Raw genomic sequence first — 19,054 nt, 5'->3', positions numbered from 1 at the left:
GCATCCCCCTCATGCTGCGTGCGCGGCTGGGGTTGCCGCTGCAGCGAGATGGCTGATGGACTCGGTGACCTTGCCGTAGATCTCGACATCGGTGCCGCACACGGTGAAGCATTTGGTGTGTGGGCTCTTTACGCCGATGCTGAGAATGGTGGTGACGCCGGGACGCGTGTGGGTGCGGTGCACCGCGACGTGCAGGGGGACGTCGAAGCCCATGTCGAGACTCAGGATGCCGCCGGTGCGCACCAGCTCGAACACGCGCTGTTTGTCCTGGATTTCAAACCGGCCGTATTCGCGGCTTGCGTGAGGACGATGCTCCAGCTCGCTGGTGTTGCTCGGGTCGAACGGGCCGTTGGCAATTTCTTCGATGAAGTCGGCCAGTTTGAGGTGCATCTTCTTGCCGTTTTTCAAGGTCAGCGTGTGGCGTTCGCTACCCAGTTCGACGACGAAAATGGTCTCCGATGTGCCGCGTTCAACCTTGAGACGGAACGCCAAGGATTCACGTTTGGGGGGCGACCTCAGTACGTGATTGAAGGTCTCGGTCAGGTTGACCTGGGCGTTGAGCAACTGCAGGGTGCGGTTGTCGAGTTTGAACTTGCTCATGCTGCGTGCCCTCCGCCATTTGGGTCGGAGGGGAAGGGCTGATAGTTTTGGGCGACGAGCTTGGGTTTGTTGTTGTGGATAATGATCAAGCAGCCGGTGGTGGATTGCAGCTGCTCGATCAGTTTCCGGTTGCTGGTGCACGCGGGATGGACGTGCAAGGTTGCCGTGGTGTGCATGGTGTTGCCTCGCTCTGTGGTGGAAGAGTGAGGTAAATATCACGTATTGTGTTTAATGTGTCAACACGATGTGTGATTATTCGGGCTTGTCATGCGCAAACCGTGATGATTTCAGTATCCCGCCCACTAGATGTACCTTGGAGACGTCATGCTGATCGAGGTGAAGGGGGCTATGGTCCTGGTTGACACTGTCAAACCGATATACGCCATCTCGAAGGTAGATGAACTCTTTGATCATTGACCGGCCGTCTTGGGTTTGAACCATCACCTCGTCTCCGGTGACGTATATCTTGTTGGGCTCAATGAGAACGTATTCGCCACTTTTGATTCGTGGATGCATGCTATCGCCGATGACCCTGAGGCCGTACGCGTTAGGGTCATCACTATAAATGTGGAGATAGCCATCACCATGCCCGACAGGGAAATCTAGTGCCTCGAAATAACCATCCATGCCTAATTTTGCCGTGCCGACTACTGGCACCACTCCTTCCTTCGTAGGGCCAATCGGCTTGACAACGCCTGCTGTCTTTTTGGGTGCCCTGCTCAATATCTGCGGTTCAAGGTTGGCCTGTGCCGGAACGAGTTGTTGAGAATTGGTGCCACTAATCAACTCCGCGATCGATACGCCAAGCGCAGGAGCAAGCAGTGTCAGGTCTGTGAGATTAGGTTCCCTGAGGTCGCTCTCATAGTTCCCTATTCGAGATTGTGATGACCAGCCGCATTCTTCAGCCAATTGTTTCTGGCTGAACCCTTTTTGTTTTCTGAGCCGCTTGATGCGGAAGCCTAAAGTTTCCATTCGGAATTTTTATCACGTAATGAAATGTTTTTTTCTCACTTATCGTGTTGAAATAATCACGATCCGTGTTTAGAGTGTGCGAGGTCAAAAGGAGTCAGATTCATGAACCGAATTGCCTGCCTCAGAAAGGAGGCGCAGATAAAACAAAGGGATCTTGGTGAGCTGCTTGGCTGGACCCAGACAAGGCTTAGTAACTACGAGTCTGGTCACAGAATGCCAGGCCTCAGTGAGTGTAGGGCAATCACCTCTGCTCTGAATCAACTGGGGGCCGCTTGCTCACTTGACGATGTTTTTCCACCAGAGCGGGAAACATCAAAAGCTGCTTAGAAAAAAGGCGACCCAAGGGCCGCCCAGCTCCTCCCGGCACGCACCACAACAGCGCTGTCGGGTCGCGATAAAGATAGGCGGGCACACCACATGCTAACCACCTCTCTTTATCGCGCTTTCCAAGGCACGGATGCCTTGGTGTTGCTGCCTTTTCCACCACAGATTGGGCAGCTGTTGCGCCAGAGGTGAACGACGGATCGTTCGCCTCGGCACGGTGCCGGTGTCGATCCTGAAGATCTAACCGGCGTTTGGGCCCTTTCAAGCCACGCGGCAAATGTATCACCACTGCATGTCGCGAGGCACTGGCAACCTGTAAGGATTAATGCCATGAGCCGAATCGCTCTGAGTTCTGTAGAACGGGCGCAGCGGGAGATCCTGCCGCTCGATCTAGCGCTTTACCATGCTGCTCGGGACTATCCCGGTGGTGCGGCTGCAATCGCCGCCACCACAGGCAGAAACCCCACCACGCTGCAGCACAAGCTTTCTCCCACGCACCCGAGCCACACGGTGAACATTCAGGAGTTTGGCGAGATCCTGGAGCTGACCAAAGACCGCCGCATTCTCGATGCGGTACACGCGTTGGTGGGGGATACCACTTGGCAGGAATTGGCCGAGGCGTACACCAACGACATGCCTGAAACCTTGACCACCGGCATTGCTGAGTATTTTCGGCAGGTGGCTGACTTGGCTGATATCTGGGCCAAGAGTATCGGTGACGGCGCGGTCAGTGACCACGAATTGGCGGCGATCCGCCTGCAGGTGTTTCGCGGTATTCAAGGGCTGCTGGGGATGTTCAACCGCGCCACCTACGTCAATCAGACAACGCGGGGTATCGACCGTGGTTGATATCGTCGACTTTGCCAATGACCTGGTGCAGGAGCGTCTTGATCAAGCCCTGGCTGCACGTCGTAATGCTGCTAAGCCCGCTTTAGCGGCGCATTCATTTCTATTCTGCGAGAGTTGTGACGATCCGATTCCGGAGTCTCGTCGGTTAGCTCAGGCGGGTTGCACTCAGTGCGTGAGTTGCCAGTCCATCGAAGAATCGCGGGAGGCCCGGCATGCTCGATGAGGTACTAGGTCAATTCGCAGACTTTGGTCTTGAGCCGAAACTACCGCTGACTTTTGGCAAGCTGACTCGGTGCAAAACAGCGCAGGACAGGGGGGCGGAAAAGAACGGTTGGTACGTCGTCCACGAACATCGCACCGAGAAAAACGAAACGCTGATTTTCGGCAGTTTTGGTGACTGGCGTTCGGGTGAGTCGCAGAAGGTCAAGGTCAAGGCCGGGCGGATGTCGCCAGAAGAGCGCGAAGTCATGCGGGCTCGTCAGGAGGATGCTAAACGCCGGGCTGCCGAGGTTAAGGCCAATGCAGCGCGTCGCGCCGCGAACCGTGCTGCGGGCATGTTCAAGCGCATGCCGGAAAAGGGCCGTAGCGACTATCTGGACCGCAAGCAGATCGTCGGTTTCGGCGTTCGATACGCACCGCGCTCCGGCGCGTTTTTGGTGCCTATGTGCAACGTGCGAGATGAGATCGTTGGCTTGCAAGTTGTATTTCCCGCCAAGCAGGAAGACACCGGTCGGGACAAATCCTACTGGCCCTACGGGATGTCCAAAGAGGGCGCTTTTCACTTGATCGGGCCGCACCCTGATCCGGGTGAGCCGGTGCTGGTGTGTGAGGGCTACGCCACCGGCGCCAGCCTGCACATGGCGACCTCGCTAACGGTGGCTATCGCCTTCGATGCGGGCAATCTGTTGGTGGTCTGTAAGGCCATGCGCGAACGCTTCCCGGGTTGCCCTTTGATTGTCTGCCGTGACGATGACTGGAAGACCAAGCGCCCGAACGGCGATCCTTGGAACCCCGGTGAAGAAAAGGCGAACAACGCCGCGTTGGTCGTTGGTGGCCAGGTGGTCGCGCCGATCTTTTCCGGCGAGCGGGAAGACAAGTGGACCGACTTCAATGATCTGCATGTCGCTGAAGGTTTGGACGCGGTGCGCCGCCAGGTGCTGGCGGTGGTCAAGCCGCCGGCCGCAGGCGGTTGGAAGGATCTGCTGGCCCGCAGTGAAAGCGGTGCGTTAATTGCGCACATGCAGAACGTCGAGCTGATTCTGGCCAATGACGAGCGATGGGCCGGAGTGATCAGCTACAGCGCTTTCAGCTCGAAGATCGTGAAGTTACGGGCTGCACCTTATGGCGGCGGCACGGGAGACTGGGCCGACATCGACGATATGCGTGTCATGAAGTGGCTCGCGCAGCAGTACAACCTGCGGGTTAAGGCGTCTCATGTGATCGAGGCTGTGAGTGTGGTTGCCCATGACCATGCCTTTCACCCGGTGCGACAGTACTTGCAAAAGCAGGAGTGGGATCGTGTACCGCGCCTTGAGAGCTGGCTCACAGATGTCATGGGTGTGAAGGAAAGCGAATACACGTCGAAAGTCGGCAAGCGTTGGATGCTCTCGGCCGTGGCGCGGGTGATGAAGCCTGGCTGCAAGGCTGATTCGGTGATGATCCTCGAAGGCGCGCAGGGCGCCGGTAAGTCGACAGCAATGAACATCCTCGGCGGCGAATGGTTTATGGACACGCCTTTCGCCCTGGGTGACAAGGACGGGTTTCAGGCAATCCGGGGCAAGTGGATCGTTGAGCTGGGCGAGCTGGACAGCTTCAACAAGGCCGAAAGCACCAAGGCCAAGCAGTTCTTTTCGGCATCGACCGACACCTACCGCGAGAGCTACGGCCGCAGAACCATGGATGTGCCACGCCAGTGTGTATTCGTTGGCACGACCAACCAGGACGAATACCTGAAGGATGCGACCGGTAACCGTCGCTATTGGCCGGTGGCCTGTACCAAGGTGGATCTGGAGCTGCTGCGCACGATCCGCGACCAGCTGTGGGCCGAGGCAATGTTCTGCTACGAGGCGGGGGATCTTTGGTGGGTGACGCTGGACGAGGCGGCGATGTTCGGCGAGGAGCAGGACGAGCGCTTTGTGGTGGACGAGTGGGAAGGGCCAATTCTGACCTGGCTTGAAGAGTCGCAGATCGGCGAAACCACCACCGGCAGTGAAGTGCTGGCCAACGCGCTGAAGCTGGACTACGGGCACTGGAGCAAGCCTGAGCAGATACGGGTCGGGGCGATCATGCACCGGCTTGGCTGGCGACGTGTGCGTCTGCCAGCGTTGGTGAAGAGCGGTCAGCGGCCCTGGGCTTACAAGAAGCCCGCAGGGTGGGGTAGTGCATCAGCATTGCAGCGCGAAACATTCGAGGAGCCTTGCTTTGATTAGGCGAATCGACGAAATGCTCAAGCTGTGGGCAGAGGATTTGCACAGCCCACACGAAGGGGTGGCGGAGCTGGGTGGCGGCAACATGATTGCCATGCTGATGGAGTGCAAAGGCGAGCTGATTCGTGGCACGCGGGGCAGTAGGGTGCTGCTGGACGAATCGGCGGATATCGAGCTGATCGTGAACAAGCATCTGCCGCCGCAGCTGTCGGTGGTTGTGCGCGAGCACTACTGCAATCACGACAGCTTCCTGACGCAGAAGATCATTTATTGCGGCTGCAGCCGCAAAACCTACTACGAGCGCTTGCACGAGGCTCACGAGTACATCGCCGGCATGCTGATGGGGAAGGCTGCGTGACCCCAGCTTTGGCTCCAGCTATTGCTGTCCTATTGGCCCACCTTGTCCCATTGCGTTTCGACGTAATGGGACAAGCGCGGGCCTTGTATTTGTTGGCGTGTCCCATTGTCCCAGCTCAAAACGCCTCCCGCCCGTGTGAGCGAAGCGCAGAGCTGTACGCGCTATCGCGCGCACGCGTGTTTTTCGATTTTCTTCTTTACACGAGAAAAGAGAAAACAGATGGGACAATGGGGCAAAGCCCCGAATTTAGGCGTGCTCAGGCGTCCCATAGCGATTTCGAAGCATGGGACATATGGGACAACGTCGAAAGAGCAGAATGCCGACTTGGGATATTCGCCGACATTCGCTAGGCGTTCACCCTGCGTTACCCACATATTCACCGGGTGGCATTAAAGTGGGGTTGCTGCCAGGAAATTCGACCTGTAAAAAGTAGTCATCTTCGATAGGTGCGACCGCAGAGAGCGGCAGGCACCACACCACCAAACCCGGCCATTGCGCCGGGTTTTTGCGTTTATGGGGTAGGGCGATGACGAACGAGCAGCAAGCGCTGGCAGAGATGCCCATCTGGTTAGTGATCGTCCTGGCCTTGGTCGGCGGCGTATCGGGAGAGATGTGGCGGGCCGACAAGGATGGGGCGCGAGGCTGGGTGTTGTTACGACGCCTGGCCCTTCGGTCCGGTGCCTGTATCGTCTGCGGCGTGTCGGCCATGATGCTGATGATCGGTGCGGGCGTGACGATCTGGACGGCGGGCAGCTTGGGTTGTCTGACTGCAATGGCCGGTGCTGATGTTGCCATCGGGTTGTACGAACGTTGGGCCGCCAAGCGCCTGGGCGTCAGCGAGTCGTCGACGGCGGGCGGCGATCCAGGGCAATGATGCGGCTGGAGATGCGTGACAACATCGACAAGATCGTGAAGGGCATGCGAGGGCTCAGCCGCAACAAGGTGCCCATTGCAGCGGCCAAGGCGCTGACCTTCACCGCCGAGCGGGTGCATATCGCAGAGAAAGAAGAGATCGCCCGCGTGTTTGATCGACCTACCCGCTGGACGTTGAACTCGATCTATAAGCGAAGTGCCACAGCCACGCGGTTGTTCGCCCGCGTGTGGGTCAAGGATGAGGCCAGCTCGGGTGTTGCGGCCTCGAAGTACTTGCCGGTGCATATCGAGGGTGGCAATCGTCCGCACAAACGATTCGAGAAGGCGCTGATTCACTACGGCTTGATGCCTGCTGACATGTACGCAGTGCCCGGCAGACGCGCCCGAATGGATGGCAGCGGCAACATCAGTCGCGGGCAGATCGTTCAGATACTGTCGGCACTCGGTGCTGCTGAGCGTGTGTCAGGTTTCATGGCCAACCGCACGACCCGCAGTAAACGACGCAATCGTAATGCCCCCGACTACTTCGCGGGTCGCCCGGGCAACGGCACCGGCCCGTTGGGTATCTGGCAGCGCATCGGCAACGGTGCACGGCCCATCCTGATCTTCGTTAAGCGCCCGACCTACCGTCGTCGCTTCGACTTCTACGGGGTGGCCAACCGCGTCGCCGCTGCCGAGTTCGAACCGCTGTTCCGCCGGGCATTGGCCCGTGAGATGGCTCGCGACTGAGGCCTTGGTCGATCTTTCAGCGTTTTTCGCCCGGTATTTGGCCGACTCGGGCACGGATCGAGGCCTCATCCCCTTTTTCAATGGGTCCTTTCGGCGATCTGAGGGAATGGGGTAATTCGAACCCCGATCTTTTTGCAGATTCAACCCGACATAGGGGGTTCCGCTTCCTAGTCCAGACCTTGGAGATGAGCATGCCAACACAGCGTGAAATCGCAGATCACCTGGACATGAGCGAGCGAAACGCTCGCGACGTGCTGAAGGGGGTCGGCATCAGCGATTGGCAGTCATCCAGTTTGGACGAGATTCGGATCGCTTACATCCGCGACCTACGTGCGAAAGCGGCTGGGCGCGGAGGCAGCCAACTGGAAGAGCTGAATGCGGTGCGGATCGATGAGGGGCGGGTCAAGGCCGCGAACGGTCGCCTGCTGTACCACGAAAAATTGCGGTCACTGATTCCCAGCATGGAAGCGGAACGTGTGCTGGCCGACTGGGCCGGCTTTGCCAACCGGGAATACCTGGGCGGTGTCGAACGACTTATTCAGGAAATCGAGAACGTGCAGAAACTCACGGTAGATCGATCTGTGGTGGCCAAAGTTGCTGGACCTACAACCGAGCGAATTGCAGGCTACGCGCGAAAACTTGGCGCGGAGCTTGTCGGCAGCAGCGGGGAAGTTCAACCCGCCGCGTGACGTGCCGACAGCGGAGTACTTGAGCACCAAATTTTACCTGCCCGCTGAAAGCGGTGTGCTGCACGGCCTCTACGATTTTCATTACACGCCCTATTTCCTCGGTGTAGCCGCCGCGCTGGACGATCCGCGTGTCAGCGAAGTGGACCTGATGAAGGCCGCGCAGATCGGCTGGACCTGGTTCTTGATCGGCTACCTGTTCAAGTTTGTCCAGTTCCTGCCTCGGCCAATCATGATCCTGTTTGCCAAGGAGAAGGACGGGAAGAACTTCCATGACGAAAAGCTCAAGCACGGTGTGACTGCGAACACCGAGATCAACAAGCTGATGCCGGTCGATACCAGTCGAACCTCCGGCAATCGGTGGGACCACAAAAGCTTCCCGGGTGGCTTCCTCAAACTGGTGGCGTCGAATTCACCTGGCAACGTCAAGTCGACCTCGTCCGTGGGCCTGTCGGTGGTCGAGGAACCGGACGACACCAGCGACGACGTGAAGGGGCAGGGTGACGCGATCGCCTTGCTCGAAGAGCGCGGCAAACGCTACCCCGGTTCGAAAATGCTGGTCGGCGGAACACCGGCGATCAAGGGGGCGAGCAAGACCGAAGCGCGTTTGGCGCAGACGGATTGCCGGGTATTGCCGATCATCTGCCACACGTGCGGCCAGGCCCATGTGTTGGACTTTGCTCACATCAAATACCTCGACATCGCCGAGGGGGCAGAGCCCCACGAAATCTATGGCCGTGCGGATCCCGAGACCGCCGGCTATGCCTGTCCGCACTGCGGGGAAATTTGGGACGACTACCAGCGCAAAGAGAACATCCGTAACACGGTGTTCAATGCGATCGAGGCGGGTGATCCGAACTGCGGCTGGGTACCGACCAAACCCTTTGCCGGGCGTGCCGGGTTCATCGAGCTGAACGAACTCTATGCCTGCCTTCCTGGTACCAGTCTGGCGGACATCGTGCGCGAACAACTCAACGCCGAGCACCGAGCGGAGATGGGCGACCTGTCGCTGCTGATCAAGTTCGTCAACCAGAAACAGGGTCGAGCTTACGAGTACAAATCGGATCTGCCCGAAGCCGACAAACTGGCGGAGCGGGCTGAAGACTATCCCGAACTGTTCGTGCCCATGGGCGGGTTGGTCCTGACGGCCGGCGTCGACGTCCAGCATGACCGGCTGGCAATCATCATCCGCGCGTGGGGCCGGGGCGAGGAGTCCTGGCTGGTCTATTGGGGCGAGATTCACGGTCAAGTGGTGTTGCCGGACCAGGGCGTTTGGCTTGACCTGGAGAAGCTGTTGTTTGCTCCGATTCCCCATGCCTGCGGCGCCAAGTTGAAGGTGCTGGCCGTCTCGCTGGACACCTCCGATGGCACCATCACCCAGGATGCCGCGTACGCATTTGTCCGTAAGCATCAGCAGCGTGGGGTGATGGCGATCAAGGGGGCGAGTGAGCGAGGCAACACCCGCGACGATGAGCGCAAGGAAATTTTCAGCGCGCCCCGGCAGGGGGTGGACACCGATAAGGAGCAAAAGGCCTCGAAGTACGGCCTGCGGCCTTACATCGTCGGCACGTCACGGGCCAAGGATCTGTGGATCGAAGGTCGGCTGCCGCTGACCGGCAATGGTCCTGGCCGAATGCACTTCTACAAGACGGTGCGGCCGGACTACTTCCGGCAGATCACCGCCGAAGTGAAGGCACCCAGTCGGCGGCATCACTACCGCAAAGTCTGGCAGAAGAAGGCCGGTGAGCCGAACGAAGGGACGGACTGCGAAACCTACGCGCTGCATGCGGCCCGGTCGTTGAAAACGCACCTGCTGAATGAACACGACTGGGCGGCGCTGGATGCGCAGATCCGGCAGGGCGGGTTGTTCGATTCGCCACCACCGGAACCCGAAGCTGAGCACGATCCCGAGCCCGCAACGGCACCGGAAAATCCGGCACCCACACCACCCGCTGAACCCAACGATCTGCCGCCTTCTGGCGGGAGAGTTGTTTCTGGGCGCCGCAGCGCAATGCGCGTGCTCTCTCAACGCAGGAATTAGACATGGCCATCACATTGGAACAAGCGCAGAACCAGCTGCAGGCCTGGCTCGACGCGAGCCTCAAGGTCAGCCAGAAACAGAGTTACCGTATCGGTACCCGCCAGCTCAATTACGCTGATGCGGCGGAGATCACCCGGATGATCGATTACTGGCAGGGGCAGGTTGATCGACTGTCCAGTGGCCGGCCTCGCGGCATTGTCCTGCGCGGGATCACACCGTTATGAGTCGCGCGCCGAAGGTGCCTGAGCCCACTTTGTTGGACCGGGCCATCAGTTGGTTCAGCCCCGAAAGCGGCGCCAAGCGTATGCAGGCGCGCATGACCATGACGGCGCTGGGTGGTTACAGCGGCGCCTCCAAACGCAAGCGCTCGCTCAGTGCCTGGCATGCGTCGGCTGGTAGTGCCGCCGCAGATCTGCTTCCGGATCTGCCGACGCTGCGGGAACGTTGCCGCGATCTGGAGCGTAACAACCCCATCGGCGGCGGTGCGATCAACACGGTCACCACCAAAACAGTGGGTACCGGCCTGGCACTCAAGTCGGTGGTCAATCGGCAGATCCTCGGTTGGGATGAAAATACCGCCCGCGAATGGCAGCGCAACACAGAGTCGTTGTTCAAGTCCTGGGCGGAAACCACGGCGTGCGACATCACCCGCGAACAAAATTTTTACGGGCTGCAGGATCTGGCCTGGCGTTCGGTGTTGAGCAGCGGTGACGTGTTTCCGCTGCTGACACACAAGGAACGTCCGGGTCAGCATTATTCGGCGTGCATCCAGTTGATTGAGGCCGACCGGATCTGCAATCCGCAGGGCAAGGCCGACACGGAAACACTCACGGCCGGCATAGAGCGAGACGCCGACGGCGAGCCGCTCAAGGCGCACATCCTGCGCAGTCATCCTGGAGCGTTGGGTGTGAAAGAGCGGGTGTGGGATGAACGCCCATTCTTCAATGAGCGGGGTGGGCGGGCGCTGTTGCATTTGTACCGGCGTCGACGTGTGGGTCAACCGCGCGGCGTACCGTATCTCACCCCGGTCATCGAGAAGCTCAAACAACTCGATCGCTACACCGACGCGGAGCTGGAAGCCGCCGTGGTGTCGGCGTTCTTTGCGGTGTTCATCAAGCCCGGGAACGGCGGCAATCTCAGCCCGCTGGCCTCGGCCGCGACCGGCAATACCCCGGTGGGTGGTGATCGTCCAGCCGGTCGCGAGTCAGGCGGGTGGGACGGTTCGCTCAGCGGCGGCATTGTCGCCGAGCTGGACGACGGCGCCTCGATTGACACCGCCGCGCCGGGCCGTCCCAACCTGGCATTCGATCCGTTCGTGTTGGCGATGTTGCGGCAGATCGGCATGGCCCTGGAACTGCCGTATGAGGTGCTGATCAAGCACTTCACCGCCAGTTACACCGCCGCCCGTGCGGCGGTTATGGAAGCCTGGCAGTTCATCCGCGGCTGCCGCGACTTCCTTGGCAACGGCTTCTGTCAGCCGGTGTACGAGCATTGGCTGGAAGAAGCGGTCGCTCAGGGCGATGTCGATGCCCCCGGCTTTTTCGACCACCCGCTGCTGCGTTATGCCTACTGCGGCTCGCTATGGGTCGGCGATGGTCCGGGCACCGTGGATCCGCTCAAGGACATCAACGCGGCCAAGGGGCGTGTCGATCTTGGCGTCAGCACGCTGGCCAAGGAATCGATGCTCTACGACGGCAGCGACTGGGAAGAAAACCACGAACAGCGCGCACTGGAAGTGAAGCGTCGGATGGAGGACGGCCTGTCGGCAACGCCGGCCTCCCAGCCTGAAGATCAGCTGCCGCAAAACCCTGACTTACCCGAACGGACCTGACCATGACCGATAAACCAACCGACGCATCCCCCGTGCATCGGGTGACGGCGTTCGACCTGGTGTCGCGTGAACCCTGGGCCATTACCCCGGACATGCTCAACACCATTGCCGCCATCGCCCGGCGTGAACATGAAGGCCCCGACGCCGTCGAGGCTCGTCAAGGTCGGCCCCTGCAGAACAGCCGCACGGTCACTCAGCGCGGCAACGTGGCGTTGGTGCCGGTCACTGGCCCGGTCTTTCGCTATGCAAACCTGTTCACCGCATTGTCCGGTGCGACTTCGCTGGACGTGCTGGCGAAGGACTTCACCACGGCGGTGGATGACCCGCGAACCGAAAGCATCATCCTGGTGATGGACACGCCCGGCGGGCAGGCCAACGGCATCGCTGAGTTTGCGCAGATGATCCGCGCCTCTCCCAAACGGGTGGTCGCTTACGTCTCGGGCAATGCCGCCAGTGCGGGTTATTGGATGGCTTCGGCGGCGCACGAAATCGTCATGAGCCGCACCGGTGGCGTCGGCTCCATCGGCGCCGTGCTCAACATTCGGGCGAACAAGGATGACGGCAGCCTGGAGATTGTCAGCAGCCAGAGCCCCAACAAACGTCCGGACTTTACGACCGAGCAGGGCCGAGCGGTCGTGCAAAGCCATGTCGATCGGTTGGCCGGCATCTTCATCGAGGACGTTGCGAACTATCGCGGCGTGACCGTCGACGACGTCCTCGCCGATTTCGGCCAGGGCGACATGCGCATTGGTTCTGACGCCGTGGCGTTGGGCATGGCCGACCGCGAATCCACCCTGGAAAACCTAATTGCCGAACTCAATGGCAGCACTTTTGGAGATCGTTCCATGAGCACCACAACCACCAGCAAGCCCAACGACAGCGACAAGCCGCCGGTCATCGACCGCAACTACCTGGCCACCCACCATGCCGAGCTGCTCGCGACACTGGAGCACGACGCTCACGCGGCCGGTGCGCGCGCCGAGTGCGATCGCATCAAGGGCGTCGAAGCCGCCGCGCTTCCGGGCCACGAAGAGCTGATCGCCAGTCTCAAGTTCGATGGCGTCACCAGCGGCCCCGAGGCTTCTGCCCAGGTCATCGCGGCGGAGCGAGCCAAGCGCAGCAATGCCCTGGCCACGCTTCGCAGCGATGCCCCGGCGCCGGTCCCGAATGCCCCAGCACCCGCGCCGGAACCGGTGGCAAAAACTGCTGAGGATCCGGATGCACCGCTGGCAGAGCGCGCCAAGGCAACTTGGGACAGTGACAAGGAAGTACGTGCCGAATTCGGCACCTTCGAGGCCTATCACGGTTATCGCCGGGCTGAGGACAAAGGCCTGATCAAGGTCTTGAAAAAGTAAATCGGCATTTAACCCTCAACCCCTCGGCTTTGGAGAACATCTATGCCTCTTACCCTCGACACCCCACGCTCCCACGAGATCGGGGATATCAACGAATTGCCTGTTGCAGCGGCCACGCAGATCTTTGAAGGCTCGGCGGTCGGGATCAACTCGGCGAACGGATTGGCTCGCCCCTTGGCGGCGGGTGACCTGTTTGCCGGCTTTGCTGATCGCAATGCCGACAACCGCTTGGGCGCAGCAGCTGCCCTGCGCGTGCGGCTGCGTGAAGCCGGCAAGATCGAAGTGCCGATCGCCGGGCTGGCCGTGACTGACATTGGCAAGCTGGTTTATGCCAGTGACAGCGGCACCTTTGGGCTCACGACCGCCGGCAACAGTTTAATCGGCCACGTGCACCGTTTTGTCAGCGGTGGCGTGGGCATCGTCAAGTATGCCGCCCAGGCTATTCCGGCCGCGTAATCACGCGCCCATCCGTCACCTTCATCAGGAGAAACACCCATGGGTGCTGAAGTACTTTCCAGCCGTGCCGTTATCGGCACTTTTTACGAACTGCTCGAGCAGAACACCGGGGCCAGCTGGATCGACTTCTTGTCGAACCTGTTCGACTCCGATCAGGCCAAAGAAACCTATCCGTGGATCGGTAGCGTTCCGACCTTGCGGGAGTGGATCGGTGGTCGTCATGCCAAAGGCTTCATTTCCGCTGACCTCGAAATCGAAAACCTGCACTTCGAAGCGACCATCGAAGTACTGGTCAAAGAGCTGCGCCGCGACAAAACCGGGCAGCTACGCATCCGCCTTGGTGAACTGGCCGACCGCACCAACTCGCACTGGGCGCGGCTGCTGTCGGCGCTGATTCTCAACGGTGAAAGCCAGGTCTGCTACGACGGCCAGTACTTCTTCGATACCGATCATGAGGAAGGCAAAAGCGGGGTGCAGTCGAACAAGATCACTACCGACATCAGCGAACTGAGCGCCACGCTGCATGGCACTCCCAGCCGCCCGAGCCCTGAAGAGTTCCAGCAGGCGGTTGCCAAATCGGTCACCCAGTTGACCAGCCTGAAGGACGACCAAGGCGAGCCGATCAACGAACTGGCGCGTGAGTTCCTGGTGATGGTGCCCTTCAGCTTGTTGAGTGTGGCGCAGTCGGCATTGACCGTACCGCGCGGTACCAACATCAGCGAAATCGTCATGCCGGACAACGTCACCGTCCGTGTGATCGGCAATGTGCGCCTCAATGCCTGGACCGACAAGTTCGTCACGTTCCGCACCGACGGCCGCCTGAAAGCGTTCATTCGTCAGCAGGAAACGGACGTGGTGATGAAGGCCAAGGCCGAGGGCTCGGAGTTCGAATTCGACAACGATGCTCACCAATACGGCGTCGATACCTGGCGCAACGTCGGGTTCGGTCGCTGGCAGTACGGCGTCCTGAACCAACTGGTGTAAGCCCTCAGGCTTTCATCCCACAGAGGACAACACCATGCCGAAATACCGTGTGGATCAGCCCATCACCCTGTATGGGGGGGAGCTGATTCTGACTGATGCTCAGGCCAGTGCGCGAGCGCACAGCCTGGAGCAGGTTAAAAAAGGGCGCTACACCATTGTGCAGCCAGTCCAGTTCAAGATCGGGGAGGAAATCGTGATCCCTGGCGAACCGGACAAAGCGCTGTCGCAGCGAGTGACCAAACTCGAACGAACGGCGGGGGCAGCCAATGGCGAATAAATCCTACACCGTGCTATCCGGTTCCTTTCGCGACCATAACAACGAAGTGATTGGCGCCGGTGGCACTGTCGAATTGCCCGATGATGTGGCGGTCCGTTTTCGTCACCAGCTACTGGAAATCAAACAGGATCCGGCACCGGCCACGGTCGCTGCACCGGCCAAGTCCAGCGGAGCGGCCAAGGAGGGCCGTGATGTTTGACGAAGACCTGGCGGGCTTTCTTGAAGATTTTGATGCCGGCGGTTTGGTCGATGATCAGCCATTTCTGGCCGTTCGCGATATGCCGGACGAAATCCGGGCCATGGCCGGCATCAATAGCCAGTCCACCTATTACGAGATCCTGGTCATCACCGCCGAGGCCCAGCGGATGGCCATCGACAACGGGAAAATGATCAAGGTCGGGGGCGTTGCTTTCCGGGTGCGTGACCGACTGATGATCGATGACGGGGCGTTCAGTCTCGTTTCACTCACCGAGATTTAATCATGCCTTCGATCCAAGAACGCGTCGTCCAGCGGGCGCAGGCGCTGATTCTGGGCGCCAATACGTTGGCCGAAGATCGAGTGTTTCGAAGTCGGACGGATGCCTTCACGCGCAAACAAACACCCGCCATCGTGATCCGCCCGGATCTGGAAACCACCGAACGTGAGAGTCACACGGTGGATCGCAACCAGTTCGAGCTGTCGGTGGAAATCCTCGCCCGTGAAGACACCGTGACCAGGAACGCATGGGATCAAGTTGCCGACCTGGTGAAGGTTGCCGTGCATACGGTGCTGATGGGGGAGGACGCGTTTCCCGAAGCCGATCGTGTACAGCGCTTTTACATCGACTGGATTGAAGAAGACGGTGACAACACCGCAGGCAACTGCATGGTGCGTTATCGCTTCACTTACTTGTGCAATGCCGGCGATCTGACGTCCGGTCCTACCTTTTACTGAGGAACACAACCATGCAAATTGCATTCGGCAGCGGGTTGTTTTACGCCACCCCGCTGATGGACGCCTTCGGCAACGCCATTTCCGCACCGACGCCGATCCTGCTGGGCATCATGCAGGAAGCGTCGGTCGACCTGTCTTTCGATTCCAAGGAGTTGTTTGGCAGTGAGCAGTTCGCGGTCGATGCGGCACGCGGCCAAGGCAAGCTGACGGGTAAGGCCAAATCGGCGCAGATCAGCTTGCTGCAGTGGAACCAGCTGGTGTTCGGCCAGACCCTGACGACCGGCCAGGTGCTGGTCCATCACGCCACGACCCCGACCGCTATTCCGGTCGGCGCCGAGATCCTCGTCACCCCACCAGCCGGGGGCTCGCTCTCCGGTGATCTGGGGGTGCGTGGTGCCGGTGCGGTGCCTTTTGTGCGCGTGCTGAGTGCGCCGACCGCTGGCCAGTACACCTTCGATGTGGCGACCGGTACCTACGGATTCGCCGCGGCTGATGTCGCCACGCCGGTGTTCATTGACTATCGCTACACCGTGCAGACCGGTAAGAGTCTGTCGGTGCGCAATTTACCGATGGGTGACATGCCGGTTTTTCAGGGTGAGTTGATCCTGAAGTACAAGGGCAAAAGCATTTATGTCCGGGTGCCCAACTTTGTCAGCAACAAGCTGGGCATCGCCACCAAGCAGGATGATTACACCATTCCGGACTTCGAATTCACCGGCTATGCCGATGAGTTTGGCGAGGTGTGCTACTGGAGTGCGAACGAATGAGCACCGTGAACATCCCCGGCATCAGTTACCCGTTTCCCGGTAAGCCGTTGGTGATTCCACCGCTGTCGTTGGGTGACCTGGAACAGCTGCTGGATCGGATCAATGCGATCGTCGCAGGCGGTATGGACCGGGGCAGCATTGCGACGGTGATCGACGCCACGCACGCGGCGCTTCGCCGTAACTACCCGGACATGCTCCGCGAGGAAGTGGCGGGTTTGCTGGATCTTCGCAACATGCGCGACGTACTCAACGCCGTGATGAGTGCATCCGGCATGGAGGCGCAGCCGGTGAATGAACAGGGGGAAGTAGCGGCCCCTTCGACTGGGGCCAACTCTACGCTCACCTGATTGCCAGCACTGGGCAAAGCCCCACCACGCTGCGGCGTGAGTGGGACATGACGATGGTGGGGCACATGACCGACTACTGGCGTCACCATCCGCCGGTTCATGTGCTCGTCGCCGGCTACATGGGCTTCAAGCCGGAATCACAGGTTACCGATGCACCGGATCTTTCCACCAACCTTGCCAGCTTGGCAGCGGATCTGCGCGACGAGTTGCCATCGCATTTAAGGAGTGCCTTGGATGCATTTATTGGGAAGGATTAAGTCGATGTGGGGTACCTCTTACAGGTTGCCGGATAGCATTAGGTGCCGAATTCTAACAATATCCTTTTTTACTGGCGCTGGGCCATTATTGGGCTAGCCTTGATCCAAGGGACTGTGTCTAGCGATTTTAAATCTCCCTTAATTCAGCCTACTTGATATCGGTCAGCATTTGCTGTGAGGGCTTTCGTATGTCGGCAATCATAAAAGGATGTATGTTTCTTGCTGTGCTTCTGGGGTTTGTAAATGTATCGGGATGCTCTGGGATAGGGCCGCAAGTGGATAATAGATATACTGTATTTACTCCGGAATTTGCAGATAATCGAGTTTATTATCTAGGGTCGAAAGGTGTCGGGCAAAACCAACCTCTAGAATCAATAGGAACTAGCTCGACAAGGGGCGGTAATACTATTGCTCGGAACTCTCCAATTTCTATAGTTCTGAGGTCTGTTGAGATTCCAGCAAAGTATGAAAGTGATGGAAAGGGTGGGATGAGAAAGGGGGTGGTTACTGAGGATGCGGATTATGCGGTTATTCTCGATGTTGGTACAAAAGCCGATGGGTCATCCAGCTCAATGGTTGTCTGGTATCAGCGTGGCGTCCAGCCGGACCAGTCGCTAAACTTCTCCAATCTGCTTGTTTATTACGAGCCTAGATGGGATGAAAGAGTCGCACCATTTTTTCGTGTGCGAGTAATGAATGTGACAAAGGAAAAAAATATTGAGACCCGAAAGGCGTTAGAACGAGCGCATAATATCGCTGGCTCTGTTGGTGTGATGGCGACAAATCCAATTGTTACACCCCTGATCGGAATTTCATTTACTGCTGCTGAATTGGTATTTGCTAACAAGGAAAACAAAATGCTTTTGGACTACTCAGTTCAATTGTATTCATCTTCCTCAGCCGCGCAGGCCGGTATGGAACTAGGAACACTAAAACGTGGTTCGTATGTAGTTGTAGGACGGCCTCCGGCAGAGACTCGTGATTTTTGGAAGGGACCATTTTCTTACGAGCCAGACAGTCGAGCAATTTTCAGGGGGACGAATGTGATTAATGTCCCAACTGCGTCACTAACAGTGGGCACTTTCGAGAGTATCGTACCAACTATCGTTATGGAACGTTCAACAGCTCTCACTGCATTGTTGAGCTCTAATGGCTCTGGATCAACTGTTGAAGAAATAGAAGATGTGAATAATCGTCTTTCCGCGAGCATTGAGGCATTTGCTGCAACGGAAAAAATTCGGAGATATAGAAATCATCAGGATGTTGAAGCTATTTTAGTAAAAATGGATATGGATCCTGTTTTTCAAGGGCGGTTAGGTTCAGAAGATGTCTTTTTTGTTTTGCGCGCCGCAAGCGAATGTTTTGGTGTTAAGCCTTTTGTTTCAGTGAAAGAGGCGATTGATTATAGGGCTGCGCATGCGAATGAGAGTTGCAAGGGGGAAGCGTCATGAAGCATGTAGCATTGTTATTTGTTGTATTAATTTTGGCTGGCTGTAGTAGTGGGGTAGGGTTGGACACTTATCCATACTATAAAAAGTCTGCAGGCCTACTAGGTCCAGGCATTCCTCGTTATCCGGAGCTTGGGGATTTTCAGCTTAATGAGGGTACTCCTACAATTGATGCGTTGCTTAAAAGCTTTAGTCATAATGGATCTAAGGCTTTCATGGGTCGAGGGCTAAGTCAGACGTATTTTGAGATTTATCCTGGGCGAGCTTGGTGTGATATTTCTTTTAAGAGTGGGCTAGTGAACTATATGTTTGGTGTTCAATTTGTCCAGGTATCAGGGGGTGGGGTAACTGCGGTGGTACGAAATATGCGTACGGTTGAAGGTTATCCAGTGGATTCTAAAGTGATGGAAATAACTCCTAAAGTGTATGCCGCTCTGGTAGATGCACAACTTTTCAAGCCAGCACTGGCAAGCGAACAAAGTTTAAAGTAGTAGGGTTTTTGTAGTTAACCTAGGTTTTTTTTGCATAGATAGCCCCGCT

General features: G+C 58.1%; 26 protein-coding genes. 24 read left to right on the top strand and 2 right to left on the bottom strand.

The annotated features are described in order from the left end of the window. Positions 1 to 9: 9 nt before the first annotated feature. A complete protein-coding gene (locus tag AF70_RS20060) occupies positions 10 to 600 on the bottom strand; it encodes a hypothetical protein (protein ID WP_028939690.1) in 591 nt (196 codons plus the stop codon). A gap of 66 nt (positions 601 to 666) precedes the next feature. Between AF70_RS20060 and AF70_RS20055 the strand changes: the two genes are divergently transcribed. Next, positions 667 to 807: a hypothetical protein gene (locus tag AF70_RS20055; RefSeq protein ID WP_155954641.1), complete on the top strand. Its 141-nt coding sequence runs from the start codon at positions 667 to 669 to the stop codon at positions 805 to 807. A gap of 45 nt (positions 808 to 852) precedes the next feature. Here the strand turns inward: AF70_RS20055 and AF70_RS20050 are convergent, their stop codons facing one another. Continuing rightward, positions 853 to 1,572 (bottom strand): XRE family transcriptional regulator, encoded by a 720-nt coding sequence (locus AF70_RS20050; RefSeq protein ID WP_028939688.1) that lies wholly within the window; start codon positions 1,570 to 1,572, stop codon positions 853 to 855. A gap of 102 nt (positions 1,573 to 1,674) precedes the next feature. On the opposite strand from AF70_RS20050, the gene AF70_RS20045 reads away from it, so the two are divergent. The 23 genes from AF70_RS20045 (at position 1,675) to AF70_RS19935 (ending at position 19,005) form a co-directional block, all read left to right on the top strand. Continuing rightward, on the top strand, positions 1,675 to 1,899 hold the full coding sequence (locus AF70_RS20045; RefSeq protein ID WP_028939687.1) for a helix-turn-helix transcriptional regulator: 225 nt from the start codon (positions 1,675 to 1,677) through the stop codon (positions 1,897 to 1,899). Between the two features lie 327 nt (positions 1,900 to 2,226). Next, positions 2,227 to 2,745: a phage regulatory CII family protein gene (locus tag AF70_RS29885; protein ID WP_028939686.1), complete on the top strand. Its 519-nt coding sequence runs from the start codon at positions 2,227 to 2,229 to the stop codon at positions 2,743 to 2,745. Next, positions 2,738 to 2,968 carry a TraR/DksA family transcriptional regulator gene (locus AF70_RS29880; RefSeq protein WP_032831000.1) on the top strand — a complete coding sequence of 77 codons (231 nt, stop codon included), beginning with the start codon at positions 2,738 to 2,740 and terminating at the stop codon, positions 2,966 to 2,968. The genes AF70_RS29885 and AF70_RS29880 overlap by 8 nt, the downstream gene beginning before the upstream one ends. After that, positions 2,958 to 5,174, top strand: a complete 2,217-nt coding sequence (locus AF70_RS20030) for a VapE domain-containing protein (protein WP_028939685.1) — start codon at positions 2,958 to 2,960, stop codon at positions 5,172 to 5,174. Before AF70_RS29880 ends, AF70_RS20030 begins: the two co-directional genes overlap by 11 nt. Then, positions 5,167 to 5,529 carry a hypothetical protein gene (locus AF70_RS20025; RefSeq protein ID WP_028939684.1) on the top strand — a complete coding sequence of 121 codons (363 nt, stop codon included), beginning with the start codon at positions 5,167 to 5,169 and terminating at the stop codon, positions 5,527 to 5,529. The genes AF70_RS20030 and AF70_RS20025 overlap by 8 nt, the downstream gene beginning before the upstream one ends. Before the next feature lie 526 nt (positions 5,530 to 6,055). Next, positions 6,056 to 6,403 carry a phage holin family protein gene (locus AF70_RS20020; protein ID WP_028939683.1) on the top strand — a complete coding sequence of 116 codons (348 nt, stop codon included), beginning with the start codon at positions 6,056 to 6,058 and terminating at the stop codon, positions 6,401 to 6,403. Between the two features lie 11 nt (positions 6,404 to 6,414). After that, positions 6,415 to 7,131, top strand: coding sequence for a hypothetical protein (locus AF70_RS20015; protein ID WP_050438297.1), 717 nt, complete (start codon positions 6,415 to 6,417; stop codon positions 7,129 to 7,131). 191 nt (positions 7,132 to 7,322) lie between these two features. Next, positions 7,323 to 7,820: a hypothetical protein gene (locus AF70_RS20010; RefSeq protein WP_028939681.1), complete on the top strand. Its 498-nt coding sequence runs from the start codon at positions 7,323 to 7,325 to the stop codon at positions 7,818 to 7,820. A gap of 19 nt (positions 7,821 to 7,839) precedes the next feature. Further along, positions 7,840 to 9,858 (top strand): phage terminase large subunit family protein, encoded by a 2,019-nt coding sequence (locus tag AF70_RS20005; RefSeq protein ID WP_050438296.1) that lies wholly within the window; start codon positions 7,840 to 7,842, stop codon positions 9,856 to 9,858. Positions 9,859 to 9,860: 2 nt separating this feature from the next. Then, positions 9,861 to 10,082 (top strand): DUF6148 family protein, encoded by a 222-nt coding sequence (locus tag AF70_RS20000; protein WP_028939679.1) that lies wholly within the window; start codon positions 9,861 to 9,863, stop codon positions 10,080 to 10,082. Continuing rightward, entirely contained in the window at positions 10,079 to 11,689 is a 1,611-nt protein-coding gene (locus tag AF70_RS19995; RefSeq protein WP_032830999.1) for a phage portal protein, read from the top strand. Before AF70_RS20000 ends, AF70_RS19995 begins: the two co-directional genes overlap by 4 nt. A gap of 2 nt (positions 11,690 to 11,691) precedes the next feature. After that, complete coding sequence (locus AF70_RS19990) at positions 11,692 to 13,044, top strand: S49 family peptidase (protein ID WP_050438295.1); 1,353 nt, start codon at positions 11,692 to 11,694, stop codon at positions 13,042 to 13,044. Between the two features lie 42 nt (positions 13,045 to 13,086). Further along, positions 13,087 to 13,500 (top strand): hypothetical protein, encoded by a 414-nt coding sequence (locus AF70_RS19985; protein ID WP_028939677.1) that lies wholly within the window; start codon positions 13,087 to 13,089, stop codon positions 13,498 to 13,500. 39 nt (positions 13,501 to 13,539) lie between these two features. Beyond that, positions 13,540 to 14,484, top strand: a complete 945-nt coding sequence (locus tag AF70_RS19980; protein ID WP_028939676.1) for a Mu-like prophage major head subunit gpT family protein — start codon at positions 13,540 to 13,542, stop codon at positions 14,482 to 14,484. A gap of 34 nt (positions 14,485 to 14,518) precedes the next feature. After that, a complete protein-coding gene (locus tag AF70_RS19975) occupies positions 14,519 to 14,761 on the top strand; it encodes a hypothetical protein (RefSeq protein ID WP_028939675.1) in 243 nt (80 codons plus the stop codon). After that, on the top strand, positions 14,751 to 14,960 hold the full coding sequence (locus AF70_RS19970) for a hypothetical protein (RefSeq protein ID WP_028939674.1): 210 nt from the start codon (positions 14,751 to 14,753) through the stop codon (positions 14,958 to 14,960). The genes AF70_RS19975 and AF70_RS19970 overlap by 11 nt, the downstream gene beginning before the upstream one ends. Next, positions 14,953 to 15,240 (top strand): hypothetical protein, encoded by a 288-nt coding sequence (locus AF70_RS19965; RefSeq protein WP_028939673.1) that lies wholly within the window; start codon positions 14,953 to 14,955, stop codon positions 15,238 to 15,240. Before AF70_RS19970 ends, AF70_RS19965 begins: the two co-directional genes overlap by 8 nt. Positions 15,241 to 15,242: 2 nt before the next feature. After that, positions 15,243 to 15,695, top strand: coding sequence for a hypothetical protein (locus AF70_RS19960; RefSeq protein WP_028939672.1), 453 nt, complete (start codon positions 15,243 to 15,245; stop codon positions 15,693 to 15,695). 11 nt (positions 15,696 to 15,706) lie between these two features. Then, positions 15,707 to 16,462, top strand: a complete 756-nt coding sequence (locus tag AF70_RS19955; RefSeq protein WP_028939671.1) for a hypothetical protein — start codon at positions 15,707 to 15,709, stop codon at positions 16,460 to 16,462. Beyond that, positions 16,459 to 16,809 (top strand): hypothetical protein, encoded by a 351-nt coding sequence (locus AF70_RS19950; RefSeq protein ID WP_032830998.1) that lies wholly within the window; start codon positions 16,459 to 16,461, stop codon positions 16,807 to 16,809. The genes AF70_RS19955 and AF70_RS19950 overlap by 4 nt, the downstream gene beginning before the upstream one ends. 65 nt (positions 16,810 to 16,874) lie before the next feature. After that, the gene (locus tag AF70_RS19945; protein WP_155954639.1) at positions 16,875 to 17,066 is read left to right on the top strand and encodes a hypothetical protein; all 192 of its coding nucleotides are present in this window, start codon (positions 16,875 to 16,877) and stop codon (positions 17,064 to 17,066) included. Positions 17,067 to 17,254: 188 nt separating this feature from the next. After that, positions 17,255 to 18,517 (top strand): hypothetical protein, encoded by a 1,263-nt coding sequence (locus AF70_RS19940; RefSeq protein WP_155954637.1) that lies wholly within the window; start codon positions 17,255 to 17,257, stop codon positions 18,515 to 18,517. Then, positions 18,514 to 19,005 carry a hypothetical protein gene (locus AF70_RS19935; protein ID WP_155954636.1) on the top strand — a complete coding sequence of 164 codons (492 nt, stop codon included), beginning with the start codon at positions 18,514 to 18,516 and terminating at the stop codon, positions 19,003 to 19,005. Before AF70_RS19940 ends, AF70_RS19935 begins: the two co-directional genes overlap by 4 nt. The last annotated feature ends 49 nt before the right edge of the window (positions 19,006 to 19,054 follow it).

This window comes from Pseudomonas sp. KD5 (genome assembly GCF_012932895.1).
Taxonomy (GTDB): Bacteria; Pseudomonadota; Gammaproteobacteria; order Pseudomonadales; family Pseudomonadaceae; genus Aquipseudomonas.
This window is presented reverse-complemented; position numbering and strand designations above follow the sequence as displayed.

What these genes read in the sequence shown, in the direction of transcription:
- AF70_RS19950 (WP_032830998.1), top strand. Translation starts at nt 16,459, where the DNA reads ATGAGCACCGTGAACATCCCCGGCATCAGTTACCCGTTTCCCGGTAAG.
- AF70_RS19980 (WP_028939676.1), top strand. Translation starts at nt 13,540, where the DNA reads ATGGGTGCTGAAGTACTTTCCAGCCGTGCCGTTATCGGCACTTTTTAC.
- AF70_RS20045 (WP_028939687.1), top strand. Translation starts at nt 1,675, where the DNA reads ATGAACCGAATTGCCTGCCTCAGAAAGGAGGCGCAGATAAAACAAAGG.
- AF70_RS20020 (WP_028939683.1), top strand. Translation starts at nt 6,056, where the DNA reads ATGACGAACGAGCAGCAAGCGCTGGCAGAGATGCCCATCTGGTTAGTG.
- AF70_RS20030 (WP_028939685.1), top strand. Translation starts at nt 2,958, where the DNA reads ATGCTCGATGAGGTACTAGGTCAATTCGCAGACTTTGGTCTTGAGCCG.
- AF70_RS19935 (WP_155954636.1), top strand. Translation starts at nt 18,514, where the DNA reads ATGAAGCATGTAGCATTGTTATTTGTTGTATTAATTTTGGCTGGCTGT.
- AF70_RS19975 (WP_028939675.1), top strand. Translation starts at nt 14,519, where the DNA reads ATGCCGAAATACCGTGTGGATCAGCCCATCACCCTGTATGGGGGGGAG.
- AF70_RS20050 (WP_028939688.1), bottom strand. Translation starts at nt 1,572, where the DNA reads ATGGAAACTTTAGGCTTCCGCATCAAGCGGCTCAGAAAACAAAAAGGG.
- AF70_RS19965 (WP_028939673.1), top strand. Translation starts at nt 14,953, where the DNA reads ATGTTTGACGAAGACCTGGCGGGCTTTCTTGAAGATTTTGATGCCGGC.
- AF70_RS19945 (WP_155954639.1), top strand. Translation starts at nt 16,875, where the DNA reads ATGACCGACTACTGGCGTCACCATCCGCCGGTTCATGTGCTCGTCGCC.
- AF70_RS19985 (WP_028939677.1), top strand. Translation starts at nt 13,087, where the DNA reads ATGCCTCTTACCCTCGACACCCCACGCTCCCACGAGATCGGGGATATC.
- AF70_RS19995 (WP_032830999.1), top strand. Translation starts at nt 10,079, where the DNA reads ATGAGTCGCGCGCCGAAGGTGCCTGAGCCCACTTTGTTGGACCGGGCC.
- AF70_RS20000 (WP_028939679.1), top strand. Translation starts at nt 9,861, where the DNA reads ATGGCCATCACATTGGAACAAGCGCAGAACCAGCTGCAGGCCTGGCTC.
- AF70_RS19990 (WP_050438295.1), top strand. Translation starts at nt 11,692, where the DNA reads ATGACCGATAAACCAACCGACGCATCCCCCGTGCATCGGGTGACGGCG.
- AF70_RS19940 (WP_155954637.1), top strand. Translation starts at nt 17,255, where the DNA reads ATGTCGGCAATCATAAAAGGATGTATGTTTCTTGCTGTGCTTCTGGGG.
- AF70_RS19970 (WP_028939674.1), top strand. Translation starts at nt 14,751, where the DNA reads ATGGCGAATAAATCCTACACCGTGCTATCCGGTTCCTTTCGCGACCAT.
- AF70_RS29885 (WP_028939686.1), top strand. Translation starts at nt 2,227, where the DNA reads ATGAGCCGAATCGCTCTGAGTTCTGTAGAACGGGCGCAGCGGGAGATC.
- AF70_RS20010 (WP_028939681.1), top strand. Translation starts at nt 7,323, where the DNA reads ATGCCAACACAGCGTGAAATCGCAGATCACCTGGACATGAGCGAGCGA.
- AF70_RS20060 (WP_028939690.1), bottom strand. Translation starts at nt 600, where the DNA reads ATGAGCAAGTTCAAACTCGACAACCGCACCCTGCAGTTGCTCAACGCC.
- AF70_RS19955 (WP_028939671.1), top strand. Translation starts at nt 15,707, where the DNA reads ATGCAAATTGCATTCGGCAGCGGGTTGTTTTACGCCACCCCGCTGATG.
- AF70_RS20015 (WP_050438297.1), top strand. Translation starts at nt 6,415, where the DNA reads ATGCGTGACAACATCGACAAGATCGTGAAGGGCATGCGAGGGCTCAGC.
- AF70_RS19960 (WP_028939672.1), top strand. Translation starts at nt 15,243, where the DNA reads ATGCCTTCGATCCAAGAACGCGTCGTCCAGCGGGCGCAGGCGCTGATT.